The 19,869-nt window shown below is 42.8% G+C and carries 12 protein-coding genes and 1 pseudogene; 10 read left to right on the top strand and 3 right to left on the bottom strand.

The window, feature by feature from the left end:
- Positions 1-5 precede the first annotated feature (5 nt).
- The 3 genes from R8925_RS05655 to R8925_RS05645 all read left to right on the top strand — a co-directional run bounded on the left by R8925_RS05655 (position 6) and on the right by R8925_RS05645 (position 1,894).
- Positions 6-623: an NUDIX hydrolase gene (locus R8925_RS05655; protein WP_430534936.1), complete on the top strand. Its 618-nt coding sequence runs from the start codon at positions 6-8 to the stop codon at positions 621-623.
- A gap of 100 nt (positions 624-723) precedes the next feature.
- Positions 724-1,452: a MurR/RpiR family transcriptional regulator gene (locus R8925_RS05650; protein WP_430534935.1), complete on the top strand. Its 729-nt coding sequence runs from the start codon at positions 724-726 to the stop codon at positions 1,450-1,452.
- Positions 1,453-1,786: 334 nt separating this feature from the next.
- A complete protein-coding gene (locus R8925_RS05645; RefSeq protein ID WP_430539409.1) occupies positions 1,787-1,894 on the top strand; it encodes a type I toxin-antitoxin system Fst family toxin in 108 nt (35 codons plus the stop codon).
- A 132-nt stretch (positions 1,895-2,026) separates the two neighbouring features.
- Here R8925_RS05645 and R8925_RS05640 read toward each other — a convergent pair whose 3' ends face one another.
- From R8925_RS05640 to R8925_RS05630, 3 genes are all read right to left on the bottom strand, one after another.
- Positions 2,027-2,905: an ROK family protein gene (locus tag R8925_RS05640; protein ID WP_430539408.1), complete on the bottom strand. Its 879-nt coding sequence runs from the start codon at positions 2,903-2,905 to the stop codon at positions 2,027-2,029.
- Positions 2,906-2,917: 12 nt separating this feature from the next.
- Positions 2,918-4,279, bottom strand: coding sequence for a PTS sugar transporter subunit IIC (locus tag R8925_RS05635; RefSeq protein ID WP_430534933.1), 1,362 nt, complete (start codon positions 4,277-4,279; stop codon positions 2,918-2,920).
- Between the two features lie 321 nt (positions 4,280-4,600).
- Entirely contained in the window at positions 4,601-6,046 is a 1,446-nt protein-coding gene (locus tag R8925_RS05630) for a glycoside hydrolase family 1 protein (protein WP_430534932.1), read from the bottom strand.
- A gap of 518 nt (positions 6,047-6,564) precedes the next feature.
- Between R8925_RS05630 and R8925_RS05625 the strand changes: the two genes are divergently transcribed.
- The 7 genes and pseudogenes from R8925_RS05625 to R8925_RS05595 all read left to right on the top strand — a co-directional run.
- The gene (locus R8925_RS05625) at positions 6,565-6,768 is read left to right on the top strand and encodes a hypothetical protein (RefSeq protein ID WP_430534931.1); all 204 of its coding nucleotides are present in this window, start codon (positions 6,565-6,567) and stop codon (positions 6,766-6,768) included.
- Positions 6,769-7,274: 506 nt separating this feature from the next.
- Complete coding sequence (locus tag R8925_RS05620; RefSeq protein ID WP_430534930.1) at positions 7,275-13,913, top strand: DNRLRE domain-containing protein; 6,639 nt, start codon at positions 7,275-7,277, stop codon at positions 13,911-13,913.
- Positions 13,907-14,413 (top strand): DUF2716 domain-containing protein, encoded by a 507-nt coding sequence (locus R8925_RS05615; RefSeq protein ID WP_430534929.1) that lies wholly within the window; start codon positions 13,907-13,909, stop codon positions 14,411-14,413. Before R8925_RS05620 ends, R8925_RS05615 begins: the two co-directional genes overlap by 7 nt.
- A gap of 193 nt (positions 14,414-14,606) precedes the next feature.
- Positions 14,607-15,110 (top strand): hypothetical protein, encoded by a 504-nt coding sequence (locus tag R8925_RS05610; protein ID WP_430534928.1) that lies wholly within the window; start codon positions 14,607-14,609, stop codon positions 15,108-15,110.
- A gap of 3 nt (positions 15,111-15,113) precedes the next feature.
- The gene (locus tag R8925_RS05605) at positions 15,114-15,512 is read left to right on the top strand and encodes a YxiG family protein (protein ID WP_430534927.1); all 399 of its coding nucleotides are present in this window, start codon (positions 15,114-15,116) and stop codon (positions 15,510-15,512) included.
- 83 nt (positions 15,513-15,595) lie between these two features.
- The gene (locus tag R8925_RS05600) at positions 15,596-16,033 is read left to right on the top strand and encodes a hypothetical protein (RefSeq protein ID WP_430534926.1); all 438 of its coding nucleotides are present in this window, start codon (positions 15,596-15,598) and stop codon (positions 16,031-16,033) included.
- 403 nt (positions 16,034-16,436) lie between these two features.
- Positions 16,437-19,163 (top strand): annotated as a pseudogene (locus R8925_RS05595) (RHS repeat domain-containing protein); the annotation flags it as partial.
- Positions 19,164-19,869: the final 706 nt, after the last annotated feature.

The following is a 19,869-nucleotide window of genomic DNA, read 5'->3' as shown; positions in this document are numbered from 1 at the left end:
GAATTATGATGGTAGAAAAATTGAAGATATTTAACGTGGAGCATCAGCAAATTGGTACGGCGAGCCGAGATGATGTGCATCATAAGGGTTTATGGCATGAGACGTTTCATTGTTGGTTTGTTTCAGAGGATTTGACGAGGATTTATATTCAGTATCGAAGTGAACAGAAGAAGGATTTTGCTGGGCTTTATGATATTACGGCGGCTGGGCATTTGATGGAGGATGAAACGGTTTTGGATGGGATTCGTGAGGTGAAGGAGGAGCTTGGTGTTGATGTGGCTTTTGATGTGTTGGTATCGCTTGGTGTGATTGATACTAGTTATGTTTCGCCAGGATTTGTGGATCGAGAGTTTTGTCATGTGTTTTTGTATCGGTTTGCTGGAAATTTGGCGGATTTCAGATTGCAGGAGGAAGAGGTTGGCGGAATGGTAACGGCGAATTTGCAGGAGTTTCAGTCGTTTTTCAAAGGAGAATCGGATGGGCTTCGTGTGGAGGGATTTAAATTGCGAGATGATGGGATTGAGGTTGTGAATGAGGTGCTCAGGATGCGTCAGTTTACATTGGAGGAGAATAATTATTATGGAAAATTAGTCGATACGATGGAGTTGCGGGGAATATTATAGGGAATGATGATGTATTTCCCGGGAAATAACAGCTAGCTTTTCATTTTGGAATGTGACATAATGAAATCGTAAAACCTTTAATTGAAAGGGTGAGTAATGAATGTTTCCTTATGAAATCGTTAGTAAGTTTACTGAGACTGAGTTGCATTTATACAGATACATAATGGATAATCAAGATAAAGTGATGTACATGCGGGTTCGTGAGTTGGCGGATGAAACGCATGTCTCAGCGGCTTCGATTGTTCGTTTTACGAGGAAGCTGGGCTATGAAGGGTTTTCGGAGTTTAAGGTGCAGTTGAAGCAGGCGTCAAAAGAGAGAATAAAGACGAAGACGGCGGATACGATTGAAGTTTTGGAGGAGTTTTTCGAGCGGACAATGCGTCGGGATTACGATGTAAGTTTAGATAAAGCCGTGGATATAATTGACGATGCGCAATTGGTTGTATTTGTGGGGATTGGGACATCAGGAATTCTCGCAGAATATGGCTCGCGTTTTTTCTCAAATTTGCAGAAGCGAACGTTTTATATTAAGGATCCCTTTTATCCGAATGCGGCGCAACAATTCGATAATGCGGTGATGGTGATTTTGTCGGTTTCAGGTGAGACGCCACAGGTTATATTGCAGGCACAGAATATGAAGCAGTACGGGAGCAGGATTATTAGTATTACGAATTCTAGCAAAAATACATTGGCGGGGTTGTCGGATGTGAATATTCCGTATTTTGTGACGCAGGAAATGATTCATGAGACGAATATTACGACACAGATTCCAGTTTTGTTTTTGTTGGAGGCGATGGCGAAGAAGACATATAATCGTCACCAAATATAAAATAGAAGGGGCAGATTTGGAAGTCTGTTTCTTTTTTTGCGATAATTTTGATGAGGCCGGGACAAACTCATTTTCATGCAAAATAAGCAAGCTATCACAAATCCTTTTTTTCGAGTAGGATGTGAATCTTGCTTAACACAAATTGAGCGAAAGCGTTTGTATTCAGGGGATTTGGTGGAAGCCGGAAGCGGAGTGTACGACTTGTACATGAGAACCGGAAGTCCGCCAAATCCCCTGAATGCGAGCGCTTGTCGCCGATTTATTTGGGTTATGTCCCAAACCCGTTATACTGAAATTGTCGTCTACCCTTGGCGAACGTTTTCGTTGAAGGAAGGTGTATCGCGTGGTGATTATATTTTCTAGTGTTATCGCTCCTATCGTGGTTGGATGCGTTGTTGTGTACTTCAAGCACATGTTAGAAGGTCGAAGCGATAGGAAGTAGACGACAAGAATTCTAACCCCATACAAAAATACCCTAGCTGCTCCAACAGCTAGGGTATTTGGGTGTTCACGTGGTAATTATATTTTCACTGATATTATACCATGCATGTGAATTTAATGCAATTTGCTGTATTTAGATCCCCGTCAACAACAAATGATGATACACTGCACCGAGTATGCCGGCTTGATTTTTGTGAACGACGATTTCGAGTTCAGTGTCACGTAGACCGAAGAAAGCCATGTGTTGTTTTAGCTCAGTTAGGAAAGTTGGTCGGTCTGTGATGCCGCCTCCAATGAAGATATGGCTCGGATCGAAGCAGTAAATCAGGTTGTATAGACCCGTGCAAAGGCCGTTGTAGAAGTCGTGAATCAATTTTTTTGCAACGGGGTCATTATTGTCGTAGGCTGCAAAAATTTCTTCACCTGTGACTTCGTTTAGTGCTTTACCTGTGTGCGCGGCGTATTGGCGACGCAAAACGAGCATGGTTGTCGTTTGATTCATGGTATATTTTCCAGGTTCGTAACTGCCAGGTCGATCGCTAAATAGATAGCCAAATTCGCCAGCACGGAACCGAGAACCGCTATACAGTTTGCCATCGATAAAAATGCCGCCACCGATGCCTGTTCCGATTGTCATACATAGAAAATTCTCTAAGTCCTGCGCGCCACCAACCCATTTTTCGCATAGGGCAACACAATTAGCATCGTTTTCAACGGTCACGGGAAGACCTGTTTTTTCTTCTAAGTATTCGCGAAGGGGAAAGTTATCGAAAGCTCGAATCGCGCCGCCCATCGTGATAAAACCTGTTTTTGGATTGATGTAGCCAGGCGCGCTGATTGCAACGCCTGCCACATCGTGTTTTTTCGTATACTCTGAAATCCCTGCTAATATCAGTTCACCATCAAAATTAGGGATTGTCATTTTTTCGTGTTGAAGAATATCGCCCTCACTCGAAACAAGTCCCATTTTCAAGGTTGTTCCGCCGATATCAAAAGCTGCAATGGTTTTCAATTTTTTCAACTCCTATTTTTCAGTTGCTATTGCTGATTCAGTTGCGTTTGCATCCATTTGTGCGTCACTTGCGGCTACTTTATTGGATACGAGTACGAATGGTAAGTAGCAGATAGTCGCGACAGCCAAACAGAGTAGTCCGACAAGTAGCGCTATCCAGTTCCCACCAGTACCAAGGAACGGAATCAGTGGACCTGGTGTTGTCCAAGGCACTTGATATGCGATTGGCGGAATGATTTTGAAGTGAATAAAGAAGTATCCGATAAGCGTGTTGATTGCTGGAACAAAGATGAACGGAATAACCATGATCGGATTTAGCACGATTGGAAGACCGAAAATAACGGGTTCGTTAATGTTGAACAAACCAGGCGCAATCGAGAGTTTCGCGATATCACGGTGATCGGCACGTTTAGAAGCAAAGAAAATTGCGATTAGAAGGCCGAGCGTCATTCCAGAACCACCATAGTTTGCAAAAGCGTCATTTAAACCTGCCCAAGTTGTTGGGTAAGGCGCGCCCCATGCTGAACCGTGCTCTGCTACATAGTTCAAGTTTGCCAAGTTAGGTTCTGTGAAAATGGTATCGCGGATTGCTGCGATTGTGTTAGGACCATGAATCCCAAGCACCCATAGTAAGTTAGAGATAAAGCCAAGTAGTAGGACAGAGAAAATATTCGTACCCATGTCTTTAAGTGGCGATTGAATAACTTTATAAACAAGGTCATGTAAGCCTTCTGGAGCGATTAATGTGATTAAGTAGTTCAAAACAGAGAACAAGATCATCACGATAATAACTGGAATCAGAACTTTAAAAGAACGAGAAACTGCTGGTGGCACTTGAGCTGGCATTTTGATTGTCAGTCTCGGCGCACGTGCAAGACGGCTGAAAACTTCCCCAGTAATAATACCAACGATCAGCGCTACAAACAGGCCTTGCGCTCCTAGGAATTTTGTAGTCATGTAAGCTTGGTTATCGACAACGAGATACGGTGTGTAGATAATGAAAAACGAGCCAATCGCCGTCAAGCCGCACAAAAGATCATCTTGCTGGAAAAAGATAGCGAGATTCCGCGCGACTAAAAAGGTGATGAGTATGGCCATAATATTGGTAGAACCTTGCAAAACTGGTGCAAAAATTGCTTGAGCTTCCGCGAGGTTCGGGAAAATCTTACCTAAGAATAGGATTTTAGCGATAAAACCATCTGGACTAAGCACTGCGAAGTTGATTAAAAGAATAATCGACCCTGCCATGATTAAAGGAAAAACTAAAATAAATGCATCACGAATAGCAGCAATGTGCCGCTGTGAATTCAATTTGTTGGCAACCGGTACTAGCGCTTTCTCCATTCCATGTTCGAACTTTGTCATTAAACTCATTTGAATACCTCCCAATTTGAAAAGCTGAAGAAGCCCGTTTAGCCTCGATGGATTACATGGTCACTGCGTTCTCATGCATATTGAGGCTCTAAATCGGCAAGCGATGCCTCATAAGAGCCACAACATAGGGTGGCGCAGTGAAAGTCCTCTTTTGACTTTTACGGAGGCCACGAAAATTTCGAGGATCTGGCTTCTGAAGCTGGATCCGAAGGCGCCAAACCCGACGCCTCACATGACCCAAACTTGTTAACGCTTTCTTTAATTAACTATTAAACCAAGTTCACAAAACGCATTTAGATACGTTTCGCAAACTTGACTCCCTTACTCTTTGATTAAATTTGCTCCATTTTCTTCAATCGTTTTCTTATACCAATAGAAACTATCTTTTTTGTAACGTGCTAACTCTTTTTCATCATTTTCATCACGATCTACGTACACGAAACCGTAACGTTTTTGATAGCCATTGAGCCAGCTTAGTAAATCAGTGAACGACCATGTGCAGTAACCAAGCATTTCCACGCCATCGGTAATTGCTTCTTGAATCGCAATAGAATGAGCGCGAATGTAGTCGATGCGGTACTCATCATGGATTTCGTTTCCTTCTTCTAATGTATCATATTCGCCAAGCCCGTTCTCCGTAATAAGTATCGGCAAACGGTAACGACTTGCAATACGGCGAAGGCCAACGCGCAGACCTGTAGGATCAATATCCCAATCCCAGTTCGTTTTCTCCAAATAAGGATTATTCACATGACGATAAACGCCCGGAAGCCCACTTTCTTGTGTGGAACCTTTTTCACCGGTTGTATTCATTTTACCAACGCCAACGCCATCTAGCGGGTTTGCCGCATTCGTCATTGTACGATAATAATTGACCCCCATGAAATCAGGCTTTCCTTTTTTGAGAAGTTCGGTGTCGCCTGGTTCTAAGTCCGGTGCGAAGCCGTTCTCCTCGAGCCAATTCCAAACCGCAATCGGATATTCGCCCCAAGTGTAGACGTCCATCCAAAGATGCGCATTGAATTCCTCGCTGTTATCAGCTGCTAGCGCGTTCTCAGGCTTGCCGTCAATCGCATAATTCGGTCCATATGCAAAACTTGGGCCGATTTTGCCGTCCATACCTAGCTCACGGAATTTTGCTATTGCAGAGGCATTGGAAAGATTGGCGATATGATTCGCTTGGAACATCCGTTTGTCGTCGGTCAAGCCAGGCGGGTGTAGCGCCAACTTGTAGCCATGCGAGATAAAAACATTCTGTTCATTGAGCGTTACCCAGTATTTGACACGATCGCCGTAACGCTTGAAGCAAACCTCCGCGTAATCCGTGAAATCTTTGATAATGCGACGCGATTCCCAGCCGCCGTACTCATCTTGAATCGCTTGCGGGATATCCCAATGGTAAAGCGTGATAATTGGCGTAATGTTGTTCGCTACCAGTTCATCAACAAGAGCGTCATAAAACGCGAGACCAGCCTCATTCACTTCGCCATGCCCTTTTGGGAAAACACGACTCCACGCAATCGAAAACCGGTAAGCCTTCAAGCCTTGCTCAGCCATCAACGCAACATCCTCTTTAAAGCGATGATAATGATCGACCGCCACATCGCCATTCGTTCCTTTAAAAGTTTTGCCAGGAATGCGAACAAACTCATCCCAGACAGACGGGCCTTTACCCTCTGTGTCCCAAGCACCTTCGACCTGATAAGCCGCGGATGCTGAGCCCCAAAGAAAATCCTTTGGGAATGGTTTCAACGTTTTGTGTTGCATAATGCACCTCCGAAAAATTATCGAGCTTGGATAGAAAGCGTTGTTGCGGGCTTTCTGTATAAATTAAATGTAAACGGTTTCGAGTGGAATGTAAATAAAATTTGGTGATTTGGGTTGATGTTTCAGTCGGTTGGAACATGTTTCACTTGTGAAACATGATGTTTTGCTGAGACTCTTATGAAGCGTCTTGTGCTGAATTAGAGTCTCAGTATGCATGAGAGCGAAGCGAGCATGTAATCCATAAAAGGCTCTTATGCGCCAAATCAGGAATAGCAGTGAATAAACGAGCAGCCAGCAAACAAGAATAGCCTCAGTATGGTTGAACGCTAAACCAAGAACAACATTCATACAAGACCGCTAAAAACTCAGATTTGTAAGGGTAAATTAAGCGTTCAGGATTAAAAATCAAGCGTTTAAGACGGAAATGGTTTTTGGGCGAATTTTTGTGTTAAGATTGTTGGAGATTCTTAAGAAGTGAGCGAGCAATACATGGATAGTAGACAATGGAGGCGAAGATATTGTATCAGAAATTGAAGAAATTTGATAAGGAGCACCCTGTTTGGAGTGTTTTAATAGCAGCTATTGTAGGTAGTGTGATAGGTATTTCAATGGAATATATCGTTAATGGTGACTTCATATACTCGGGAGTTTATGGTGCATTGTTTTTTTGCACTATATGGATGTTCATTGCTTCGAGAAAGGTAAAAAGAGATAAAAGATAGATGGTGGGTTGTTGTGGTGCTTATGAAGCGTTTTGTGCTGAATTAGAACCATAATATGCATGAGAGCGTAGCGAGCATGTAATCCATGTGTTGTATCTTGTTTGGCGTCTCCGGATCCAGCTTCAACGGCCAACTCCTCGAAAACTTCACGCCCTACATAAAAAGCAAGAGCGGCTTTTTACTGCGGCCGCTCCAGTTTTTTTCGGAGTTGAACGGGCCGTTTCAGCTTTTCAAACTTGGGAGACTTTTGCTATTTACAAAGCGAACATATATTCGTATAATAAATAAGAGATAAAGAAAGGTGGAGATGCCATTTGGAGTCGTTTATGCATGATATAGCGGGATGGAATAGCATTCTATTTAGAAATGCAAGAAAAAAAGAATTTATTAGAAAAAACAAAAAAGTATTGTTTTCCAATACTGGCTATGTTATTTTAGTAGTTCAGTGAAAGCGTTCACTGAAGAAAGAGGGTAAGAAAAAATACAAAAAGCGGAGGCGTTTTTACATGAAGACATGGCTTAAAAAAGGGTTGCTCGTGTGGTTGGTTTTTGCGTTGGTCGTTTCGACGTTGCCAGCATTGGAACCACGCGCGGAGGAAGCAAAGGAAGACGTGGTGCCAACACCAAAAACAACGGCGCAAGCAAAGCCGGTGGAAGTGGTGGCCGAACGCACAGAGAATGAGATTGTCTATGATAATCAGAATGGTTCTTTCACGAAACAGATTTTTACGGAACCGGTGAATGTGAAGGAAGATGGCGAGTGGGAGCGGGTTTCCAACGACTTGGTGACAACGGATGAGGATGTCATTGAGGCGGAACGGACGGAGATTCAGGCGCAGTTCTTGCCGAAGATGGAAAATGGGAAATACAGTACGTTTGGCGAGGGAAATGAAGCGATTACGTTTGGCTTTGACTCGGCAGAAGGGGAAAAAGAAAAAACAGCTGTGACGGACGTGGAAGCGAGCGTCGACGGCAATGAAGCGCGATTTAAAGAGGTGTTACCGAACACAGATTTGCGGAATTTGCATTTTAACACGTCTGTGAAGGAAGACATCGTGGTCAAGGCATATAATGGATTTAACACGTATCATTTTACATTGAATACGAAGCTCGTACCGGAATTGCAGGAGGATGGTTCGATCAGCTTTACGAATCGCAAGGGCGCGGTGGTGTTTGAATTGCCGAAGCCAGTGATGTCGGACTCGAAAATGGATGAGACATCGGGCATCGCGGTGAATTCGGATGCAGTGAAATTCGAGCTGGAGAAGTTGACGAGTACGGTGTATGCGCTGCGTGTGGTGGCGGATGCGGACTGGTTGAAAGCGGAAGACCGCGTGTACCCTGTGTATATTGATCCGAGTGTGCAGCTGAAAAAGGTGACGGATGCGCATATCGCGAGTGCTTATCCAACGACGAACTACTCCGGAAGTAAGTTGTGGGATGCGGGTCAAGGCGAATATACGATGTCGGTTGGTCAATATGATGGCACGACGGGGATTAATTATGCGTATATCAAGCCGGATGTGTCGTCGCTCGCGAAGGCTTCGATTGAATCGGCGACGTTTAAAGCGTATGCCACCTGGCATTACTACCCAGCCACGCCGAACTTGGTGAAACTAGATGAGGTGAAGAGCGCTTGGACGCCAGCTGGGGTGACGTGGAATACGAAGCCAACAGCGACGAATATAGCGGAAACGAATGTCGGGCGTGATCAATGGGCGAGTTTTAACGTGAAAGATACGGTGCAAGCATGGGCGCAGGGCACGCGGGTGAACTACGGTTTCATGCTGCATACGACGAACACGCAAGGTTTTTGGAAAAAGTTCACCGCGACAGAAAGCGGGACGAACGTGCCGTATTTGGAAGTGACGTATACGTATGCGAAACCGGCGAAGGCGACGGTAACGACGACGTCGAATGGACCAGGAACGGGTACTGGTTATATGGATTTAGCGTGGAATGCGGTACCAGGCGCGACAGGATATAAAGTGATTATTTCAAACGGGTACAATTATCAGCAGTTCCCAGTTGGAAACGTGACAACCTGGACGTCTAAGGGCAAGAAAATGTTCCCGACCCAGGCGGAATTGGACGAAGGGGAATTCGATTTTCATACAGACGGTAAAGGTGTGGAGTTTGCGAATGATCCACGGGAATTGTATGAGAATGGATTCCAATATGGTAGTACGTTTGGATTGCGCAATCAGCTGAAATATATTGTGCGGATTGTAGCGACATTCCCAGGTGGGGACAGCCCGACGTCCGATATAACAGATGTCTACATGCCACTAGAAACCATGGCACCACCAACCGGAAAAGCGTATGCCAATTTGGCAGGAAGCAATACGGGTTACGTACAGGTGAATTGGTTGCCGAATGCGAACGCGGAAGGCTACAAAGTAGGGCTTTTTGATGGGAAGAAGTATATTTGGTTTGATGTTGGGAATAAAACAACGTGGACGACGCAAAATAAAGGCATTTGGCCAACACAAGCCGAGGTTGCTGCTGGTGGTTGGACGTTGCATACGGATGGAAAAGGGGCAGAGTTAGCGCAAGATCCGTCGCCAGTGTATCGTAATTCAGAAGGTGTGTACGGCGAGCGTAAAAATTACTGGTTCCGTGTCATGTCGTATACGAAAACAGGGCAACAAGCGGAAAGTAAGATGTCGGATGTCTATACACCAGTGATTCCAACCGTTGGTTTACAACAAGGCATGGTGGATTATTGGACATCCATTCCGGTGATTGGCGGCGAAGTCAACGCGACAAACGGGAATTTCTTGTTCAGCGAGACAGATTTTGAACTAGAAGGACGCGGACCAAGCATCAACATTAGCCGAACGTTTAATAGCCAGAATGAGCAAGTTGGGATGTTTGGTAAAGGTTGGACGAGTTCACTGGAAACGCGTGTGGCAGAGCAGGCGAACGGTGATGTGATGCTGTTTGAATCGGATAATAAAACGCAATTGTTTACGAAAAAAGGAACGGGTTACGAAGCGCCAGCTGGCGTGTATAGCGAACTGACGAAAACAGCGACAGGCTATTTGATGGTAGAGCAAGATAAATCGGAAGTCGCGTTTAACACGGCAGGACAATTGTTGACGGAGAAGGATCCGAATGGCAATGTGTTGACGTATGCTTATACCAGTGGGAAACTGACTGGGATCACGGATGCGTCTGGTCGGAAAGTAAGCGTGACATACAACGGTGCGCAGGTTTCGAAAGTTACCGGACCGGAAAATCGCGAGGTGACCTTTACGTACGATGCCGCGAAACAATTGACGGCATCGACGACACCGAGAGGAAAAGCGTATCGTTATGGCTACACAGATGGCTTGTTGACAGCGATTTATGATCCGAAGCATACGGAAGAGAAACCATACAAAACATCGTATGACTATATGGATAAGAAACTGGTGAAGGTGACGGACCCCGTTGGTAAAGCGACGACGCTGAGCTATGCACCTGAAAAGCGGGAAGCGACGCTCATCAACGCGAAAGGCAAGAAAACCGTGTATACCTACAATCAGGCAGGAAACCCTGAGAAAGTGGTGGTAGACGCGGATGGCTTGAAGTTGAGCACGACGACGAGCTATGAAGCGAATAACCTGATCAAAGAAGTGAGTCCAAAAGGGCAAGAAGAGACGTATACGTATGACGCAGACGGGAATGTGACGTCGGTAACCGATCCATATGGGACGGAGAATTACACGTATAATGAGAATAACGATGTGACATCAATGACGGATACGGAGAATAAAACCACGACGGTCGCGTATGACGATGCCGATGCGGTATCAGAAACGAATCAATCAGGCGGTGCGACATCGACGGTTTCTCAATACGACAAATATGGAAATGTCATCAAAGGAACCGCAGAACTAAGCACGGGAACGAACATTTTAGCCAATCCAAGTTTTGAGAAGGATTTAGTAGCGACGGAATGGTTCTCGCAAGTGTACCAAACAGCGACGGGGACGGTAGCAATCGATAAAACGACATCGGCACCGGGTGGCGTGAGTGGCGCAGCTTCCTTGAAGATTACCGGGAAATCGACAGGACGTGGGTTTACAGCTGGGAAACAAATCGTGGAGTTGGAACCAGATAGCACGTATACACTGAGTGCACTCATTAAAACGAGCGATATGAAGGATACGAATGTGTTCTTTAATGTCGAGCTGCAGGATGCAACAGGGAAGCGTGTCACCGATGGAGAAGCATGGCAGAGTAACCGTTACAGCGACTTGAAGGCCAATCGACCTTGGACAAAACGCCAGTTAACGATTAAGACAACGAAAACGACAGCGAAAGCCTACATTTTCCTAGAAGTGGAGCAGAATAAAGATACTGGTGGAACGGGAACAGCGTGGTTTGATAATCTTCAATTGGAAAAAGGGGAAGCATCGGCAACCTTTAACCCTGTCCTGAACAGTAGTTTTGAAACGGCGAGTAGTGAATTAGCAGCTACAGGCTGGTATCGCGGCTCCACAGCAGGTACGGACAAACTGGCGATTGACGACACGGAAGGTTTTGCGGATAGCTCCTCAGCACGCATTGTGCGGACAGCCGTGACGGACGTGGACAGCAAGTATGGACAAGAAATCGTACTAAACCAAACGACAGCGAAAAATGTGACGGTGACTGCGATGTCGAAATCGGAAAACGTGGTCAATACAGCTGGTGGCGAGAAGTTATCAAACGATTACGCGATTTTGGCCGAGGCCGTCTTAAATGATGGTGTGACAAAATCTTTCTACGCGCCATTCCCAACCGGCACGAATGAGTGGAATCGTAGTGCGGTGACGGTGAACGTCGATAAACCGATTACGCGATTGAAAATCTGGACGCTATTCCGTGGCAAGCATACAGGGAAGGCCTGGTTTGACAACATGCGTGTGATGGACGGGGAAGTGTTGACGGAGAACACGTATGATAGCGCGGGGAATTATGTGGTCGCTTCGTATGACGAAGAAAATCGTAAAACCTCCTTCACGTATGATGTTTACGGCAATAAGCTCACCGAAACCGATGAAAAAGGCAATACGAAGAAGCTCGAGTATAACGTCGATAATCAATTAACGAAAACAACCTTGGCAAATGGGACAGCTGTTGCCTACAAGTACGATGACAACAGCAATACCACGGAAAAATTCGTAACTGCAGACGGTAAAGAACAACAAAATAGTTATACGTACGATAGCGACAATAAAGTCACCCAATTCACGGATGCCTTAGGGCGCAAAATCAGCTATGAATACGACGCCAATGCGAACCAAACCAAAGTCACGAAACCCAACGGTGATACCATCGAAAGCATCTATGATTCCGCAGATCGTGCCACAGGCGTGAAATGGAATGGTCAAACGGCTTTCAGTTTCCAGTTTGACGCCAATGATAACGAAACAAAAGTGACGGACGCAACAACAGGATTGGTGCGCGATAAAGCCTACGATGATGCCGACCGTATCACGAAACAAACCGAACGCGGTGGAAATGTTTCTTGGACATACAAAGATAAACCAAGCAAAGACAACAAGGGAAAAACGGACAAAATCAATGAAGTCGTTGTTTCGCAAGGGGCACACAACTACAAAGCAACCTATGATTACAATGCATTAGATCAAAATACAAAATTCAACGACGGTTCTCGAAACTATTTCTTGGATTATGATGAGTTTGGCAATGTGGATCAGTATATCAACGGCAATGGCGTTGGGACGAACTTCAATTATGATGCGACACAAAAAGTACGTGAAATCCAAATTGGGAATAAGGCTGGCGATAGTCTATTTGAAGAAAGCTACACGTATGATGCGGCGAGTAACCGAACCACGATTGATAATAAGAAAGCAGGTAAAACGGCTTACGACTACGATGCCATCAACCAACTCACGAAAGAGACACTACCAGATGGCACAGTGAAAGCCTATACGTACGATGGATTCGGTAATCGTACAAAAGTAACCGATTCGAGCAAGACAAAAGCCATCGAAGCGAGTTATAATGATGGGAACCAACTAACGACTTGGAATGGCGACAAACTGACCTATGACACGAATGGCAACCGTCTAAGCGATGGTAAATACACGTACACATGGGACACCGCAGACCAACTGACAGCCATCACGAAAAAAGGCGAGTCAACCCCATTCGCAACCTATAAATACGATGATGATAATCGCCGTATTGAAAAAACAGTGAATGGACAAACGACCAAGTATTACTACGATGGCGATAGTATCGATGTCTTGTACGAAACAGACGGCGCAGGAACCGTGCAACGCCAATATGTCTATTCCGATAGCAATGTTCGCATGGCAATGAAAGTCGGGACAAAAACCGTATTCTATCACTATAACGCGCATGGAGATGTGGTTGCCCTAACGAATGAGGCGGGCGATACGGTGGCAGAATACAGCTACGACGCATGGGGTAATGTCCTACAAGCAACAGAAACAACGAACGAAGCCAAGCAAAACCCATTTGCCTATGCTGGATACACATATGACAAAGAAATCGGCATGTATTATTTGATGGCTCGTTACTACGAGCCAGAACAAGGCATTTTTATCAGTGTTGATCCAGACCCAGGCGATGAAGATGACCCATTAACTATGAATAGCTATAACTATGCCCAAAATAATCCTGTTATGCATATTGATCCAGATGGTCACTGGGTATGGTTAGCTATTAATGCAGGATTCGCAGCATATGATGGTTATAAAGCATACAAAAAAACAAAAAGTTGGAAAAAAGCAGGTATAGCTGCAGCAAAAGGCGCCGTTGGTGGTGGAAAGATAAAAGCTGTCAAATATGCTTTTAGGACAATTAGGGTAATCGGAAAAAGAAAAATAAGAAAATATTTACCAACTAAAATTCCATTAAGAGCTAAGAGAACTATTCGTATCATTGAAGGGAAAGGCAAAAAACCAAGAGGTTTCGCAGGAAACAGAAGATTTTACAATGATGAAGGGGTGTTGCCTAAGAACACCAAGTATAAGGAATATGATATCTATCGAACAAGAGGACGGACTAATAAAGTTCGTGGTGATAGAGGGAACAAGAGGCTTGTAAGGGGGGCTAATGGGAAGTGGTATTACAGTAATGATCATTATAAAACGTTTACACGAGTGAGGAGATGGTAGAAATTAAGGATTATCAGTTATTGAGTGGAGAAGAGCGTGAATTCCTATGGGAAGAGCTGAGAAGAAAGTTAAAGATTACTATTGAGTATCAGAATGTGAGGGTTGGACATGATATTACTTATAAAGAGTACCCGCTGAAAGTAGGTTGTATAGACTATATATATGGTGATGATGATGATAATCTAGCTCAGTGCTATTTAGAATCTAGTGAATTTATGGCACATTTTTTCGAGACATATTTTAGTGATGGGCTATATGTGTTAGAGCGTGAACATGAATGCTACTATTTCGATACATTCACATCTTTTCCACCAGTCGATGATGAAGGAGTCTGGAGAGTTAATTTTATTCCAGAAAGTGATACATCAATATTTGTTTCCAGACGACTAGACCAAGCATGGATAAGTAATTTCAAAGAGAAATCAATAATTGTGGTTGGGGAAAAATTGATAAGGTACATTGACAATAATGATATTTTTGATTTTTTAAAAATGGGCTAAGAAATGATGTTTCTGAGTGAAGCCTAACTGTAGGATTGTAATGGAGATGTGGTCAAATTATTCGCTATAATCTATTAAAGGAGATTAGTAATAGATAAACCGTCATGAAGAAAGAGAATGAGAGTTTAATCTCAGTCTCTTTATTTTTCCCATGATGGCGAATAGCTACAACTATGCCAACGATAATCCTGTGATGCACGTGGATCCAGATGGGCATGTTTTCTGGTTAGCGTTTAACGCAGGGTTTGCAGCATACGATATGTATAAAGCTCATAAGAAAGGGAAGAAATGGAAAGGCGTTGTAGCAGCTGGGGTTATAGGCTTCATTGGAGGAAGTAGATTTAAACTCGGTAGGAAAGCAATAAAAGTGGCAGTTAAGTTTAGGTCGGGAAGGTATAAGCAATCGTATAGAAGTGCGAAGAAAGTTCAAAAAGCAGTTGGAGGAGCTCTTTCAAAAGCTAAGTCTGGAAAAGGGTGGAGATTACACACCAGGGTCAGCAATAATAAGACAGTCACTACACGCTTTATGAACGGCGGTTCAGGTAGAAGGAAGAAGCCCTACTATCGGATATCCCATCAAGACAAAGGGAGTGTAGACAGATATGGTAATTATAGTAACAATAGAGATGTGACACATATTAATTTAAGAAGAGGCTCTCATAGAAACATCTCTAAGATAATTAAAAGGTGGAGATAGGAAATGGAACTGTTGAAAGTATTGGGTAATATAGAAGAAGCCCTAATTGAAAGTCATGATATCGATATACAATCGAACAAAATCCAACTGAACCTTGTATACCCTGATGATGGTGAGAAAGTAGATGTTATTTTTAGGAAAGTTAGTACGTTTTATTTTGTAAATGGATATGAGGATAGTCGTTATGCTACAAGCGATTATGAATATGGTGAAAAAAGGGAGCTATTATCAATAACTTACAATAATTCAGAAAAGCAGAACCTTTTAATAAAAGCCAAAGGCAGTTTTTATATTGGATTTGATTCTAAGTTTAATTTCACAGTGGAATTTATGGAGGGTTTATTGCTTATTGAGGCTGATGAAATTGAGATTAATAGTTGTAAATTTGAAAGCTTAATTTAATATGCATATTTTTTATAGCACTTTAATAGATAATGTACAGCGCATATGCTAGTAATGATTAGTGGCATCATTGGAGGTAGATCGTGAATTTTTCTGTTGGGTCTGATTACGATACTGAGAAAAATCATCTAATGACATTTGATAGCCAAGGCCACTGTGTTGCAGAGATGTATTCAGGAGCATTCCAGCCAGTAAGCAGAAAAGAAACTTCGTGTCTCGACATAAATAGTGTCCCTGTTGGCAAGAAGGTTGGCCGCTCTCATCATATTGATGATGTCTACAGAGCATATTTTGAGAATACATTCTCTGACTTAGGGAGATTTAATGATAATAGTGATTTAGAAAAGAAAAAAATTATCTTGGAACTCCTTCATATAGGTGTGATGCAAGCATGTAGCGATTTAAGTTTAGAAGAAGAGCGATTTATAAAAGCATATGAAACTGTTAAACGCTTAGATTATTATACTATAAGAAGCCTAAATCTAAGCCTAATAGGAAGTATAAAGCACAAATTTATATAGAGCATGGATTATGTATGAAGCAGAAATATTTATCGTGGTATTCAATAAAGTGAACGAGATTGTTAAGAAAGAAAAAATTGTTAGCGAAATACCTAATCCGTTCATATTTTCTCAGCATTTAGATAAACTAAAATGGCTGGATAATGATAATGTCAATGTCGTGCTAGAACACAACCAATGCAAAGATATAGTTTACAGTGTCTTTATGAGGGATAATTAGGAGCTGAATAAGTAATTGTGGTAGCAATAATGGAATCACCGTATCCGTTTTACATGACGCCAGAACTAAGAAAGAAATTTTAAAATTTATGGAGTAATAATATTATTGCAGGGCTGAAATTTAGCCCTGCTCTACATAGGTAAAATAATTAGATGAAAGACAAACGTGTTCTTTAATGTCGAGTTGCAGAATGCGACAGGGAAGCGTGTCACCGATGGGGAAGCATGGCAGAGTAATCGTTACAGTGATATCAAGGCGAACCGTCCATGGACGAAGCGCCAGTTGACGATTAAGACAACGAAAACGACCGCAAAAGCCTATATTTTCCTAGAAGTGGAGCAAAATAAAGACACTGGCGGGACAGGAACGGCGTGGTTTGATAATATCCAACTCGAAAAAGGGGAAGCATCGGCAACCTTTAACCCTGTCCTGAACAGTAGTTTTGAAAATGGCACGGAATTGATGGCGACGAGCTGGTGGAGAGGTTCCACAACAGGCGGCGAGAAGTTATCGAACGATTACGCGATTCTAGCCGAAGCAGTCTTAAATGACGGTGTGACAAAATCTTTCTACGCGCCATTCCCAACCGGAACGAATGAGTGGAATCGTAGTGCGGTGACGGTGAACGTCGATAAACCGATTACGCGCTTGAAAATCTGGACGCTGTTCCGCGGTAAGCATACAGGGAAGGCCTGGTTTGATAACATGCGTGTGATAGACGGAGAAGTGTTGACGGAGAACACGTATGATAGCGCGGGGAATTATGTGGTCGCGTCCTATGACGAAGAACACCGGAAATCTGCCTTCACGTATGATGTCTACGGCAACAAACTCACGGAAACCGATGAAAAAGGCAATACGAAGAAGCTCGAGTATAATACCGATAATCAACTAACGAAAACGACCTTGGCAAATGGTACAGCTGTAGCCTATAAGTACGATGACAACAGCAATACCACCGAGAAATTCGTCACTGCAGATGGCAAAGAACAACAAAATAGTTACACCTACGATAGCGACAACAAAGTCACCCAATTCACGGATGCCTTAGGGCGCAAAATCAGCTACGAATACGACGCCAATGCGAACCAAACTAAAGTCACGAAACCGAACGGCGACACCATTGAAAGCATCTATGATTCTGCAGATCGTGCCACAGGTGTGAAATGGAATGGTCAAACCGCGTTCAATTTCCAGTTTGACCCGAATGGCAATGAAACAAAAGTGACCGACGCAACGACAGGATTGGTGCGCGATAAAGCCTACGATGACGCCGACCGTATCACAAAACAAACAGAACGTGGTGGCAGTGTCTCCTGGACATACAAAGATAAGCCAAGCAAAGACAACAAAGGGAAGACTGACAAAACCAATGAAGTCATTGTTTCACACGGCGCACACAATTACAAAGCAACGTACGATTATAATGCGTTAGATCAAAATACGAAATTCAACGATGGTTCTCGAAACTATTTCTTAGATTACGATGAGTTCGGCAATGTGGACCAGTATATCAACGGCAATGGTGTTGGTACCAATTTCAACTATGATGCGACACAAAAAGTAAGCGAGATTCAAATTGGAAACAAGCTGGGCGATAGCTTATTTGAAGAAAGCTACACGTATGACGCGGCGAGTAACCGAACCACGATTGACAATAAGAAAGTAGGTAAAACGAGTTACGACTATGATGCCATCAACCAACTCACGAAAGAGACATTACCAGATGGCACAGTGAAAGCCTATACGTACGATGGATTCGGTAATCGTACAAAAGTGACGGATTCCAGCAAGACAAAAGCCATCGAAGCGAGTTATAATGATGGTAACCAGTTAACCACATGGAATGGTGACAAACTAACCTACGACACGAATGGCAACCGTCTCAGCGATGGTAAATACACGTACACATGGAATATGGCAGACCAACTCGTAGCTATCACGAAGAAAGGTGAAACGTCACCTTTTGTAACGTATACGTATGATAATAATAATCGGCGTATTGAAAAAAAAGTTAATGGTAGCATCACGAAGTATTATTATGATGGCGACAGTATCGATGTTTTATACGAAACAGACGGTGTGGGAACAGTTCAGCGTCAATATGTCTATTCCGACAGTAATATTCGAATGGCAATGAAAATTGGTACGAAAACAGTCTTCTATCACTATAATGTGCATGGAGATGTTACTGCACTGACGAATGAATCAGGAGATATTGTTGCAGAGTATAGCTATGATGCGTGGGGAAATGTATTACAAGCTAATGAAATTACTGGTGAAGCAAAACAGAACCCATTCGGCTATGCTGGGTATATGTATGACAAAGAAATTGGTATGTATTATCTGATAGCCCGTTACTATGAACCAGAACAAGGTATTTTCATTAGTGTTGATCCAGATCCAGGCGATGAAGACGATCCACAAACGATGAATGGATATAATTATGCAGGTAACAACCCTGTTATGATGACTGATCCGGATGGACAGTTCTGGCAATACGCAACTGCAGCTGGTTTAGGTGCGGGGTTATCTATAGGAAAATATTATTTAGATACAAGAAAAAGCGGAAAGAAATTTTCTTGGAAGACTGCAGGTAAATTAGGGGTGAAAGGGGCTATAAATGGATTATCTTGGACCGCAGGTGGTAGAATTGTGGGATTCCTTTCTAAAGGAAAAGCGGCTGGAAGAGTTGTTATATCAAGAAAACCTTGGCAAAATATCAAACAATATGGTCGTAATGTACAAAGGCTGGTAAAGTCTCCTAAAAAATATCTTCAAAAAACTGTAGGCAAAAGGTACAATGGCATTAAGAAAGCTAAGAAGAAAATAATGAAATTTAATAAAAAATATACACTTAAGCATAGTAATGCTTTAAGGCGTAGCTCTAATGCCATAAGGAGGCATTAAATGACAACTGAGGATGTGGTAAGTTTTGTTGATAACTGTAGTTGATATAGCTATTAGTTTTATAACGTTAACTATTGTTTTGGCACCAGGATTTACAGTGAAATTTAGTAGTAAGAAGCTAAATAACGCTGTTGGAATGCTGTGTGTCATTGGAATAGTGATTGTTGGAGTTGGAATTTACATTAGTGGTAGTTTGACTTTTAGCCCATATGTATATATACCAGCTATTGTTCAACTTATGATTCTGGGGATATTTTCGTTCATATATTTCGTATATATAAAGCGGAGAGGGTTTACCATGTTTCTAAATTTAATGTCTGTATGTTTAGTTTGCATAGCTTTAGTTGTATATGTACTTTACGTAATAGGAAGCTTTGTACACTACAGTTAACCATTGTAAAATTACAAAAGATGAAATAGAAAGGAGTGAGGCTGGGATTCTTACAGATCCCAGCCTTTGTCTGAGTCTAGACATAAGAGACTTTGCCATGGCTATTTATGATTAAAAACATTAGAAAGCTAGCTCAATAGTATTAAACAAACCCAAATAAAAGTGATTTTATTATAAAAAATATAGAAATGAAAAAGTCTTCCTGATGATATTAGGGCAAAGATTATTGATGCAAATTCTTTTTGTTGTGACGACGAAGGTAATCTTTATATTATCGTGAAGTGGATGAAGATTATCAAACCTGTTGTCTAAAAT

Source organism: Listeria rocourtiae subsp. hofi, from assembly GCF_963575615.1.
Taxonomy (GTDB): domain Bacteria; phylum Bacillota; class Bacilli; order Lactobacillales; family Listeriaceae; genus Listeria_A; species Listeria_A hofi.
The sequence above is the reverse complement of the archived record's forward strand: the minus strand, read 5'-3'. Positions and strand labels throughout refer to the sequence as shown.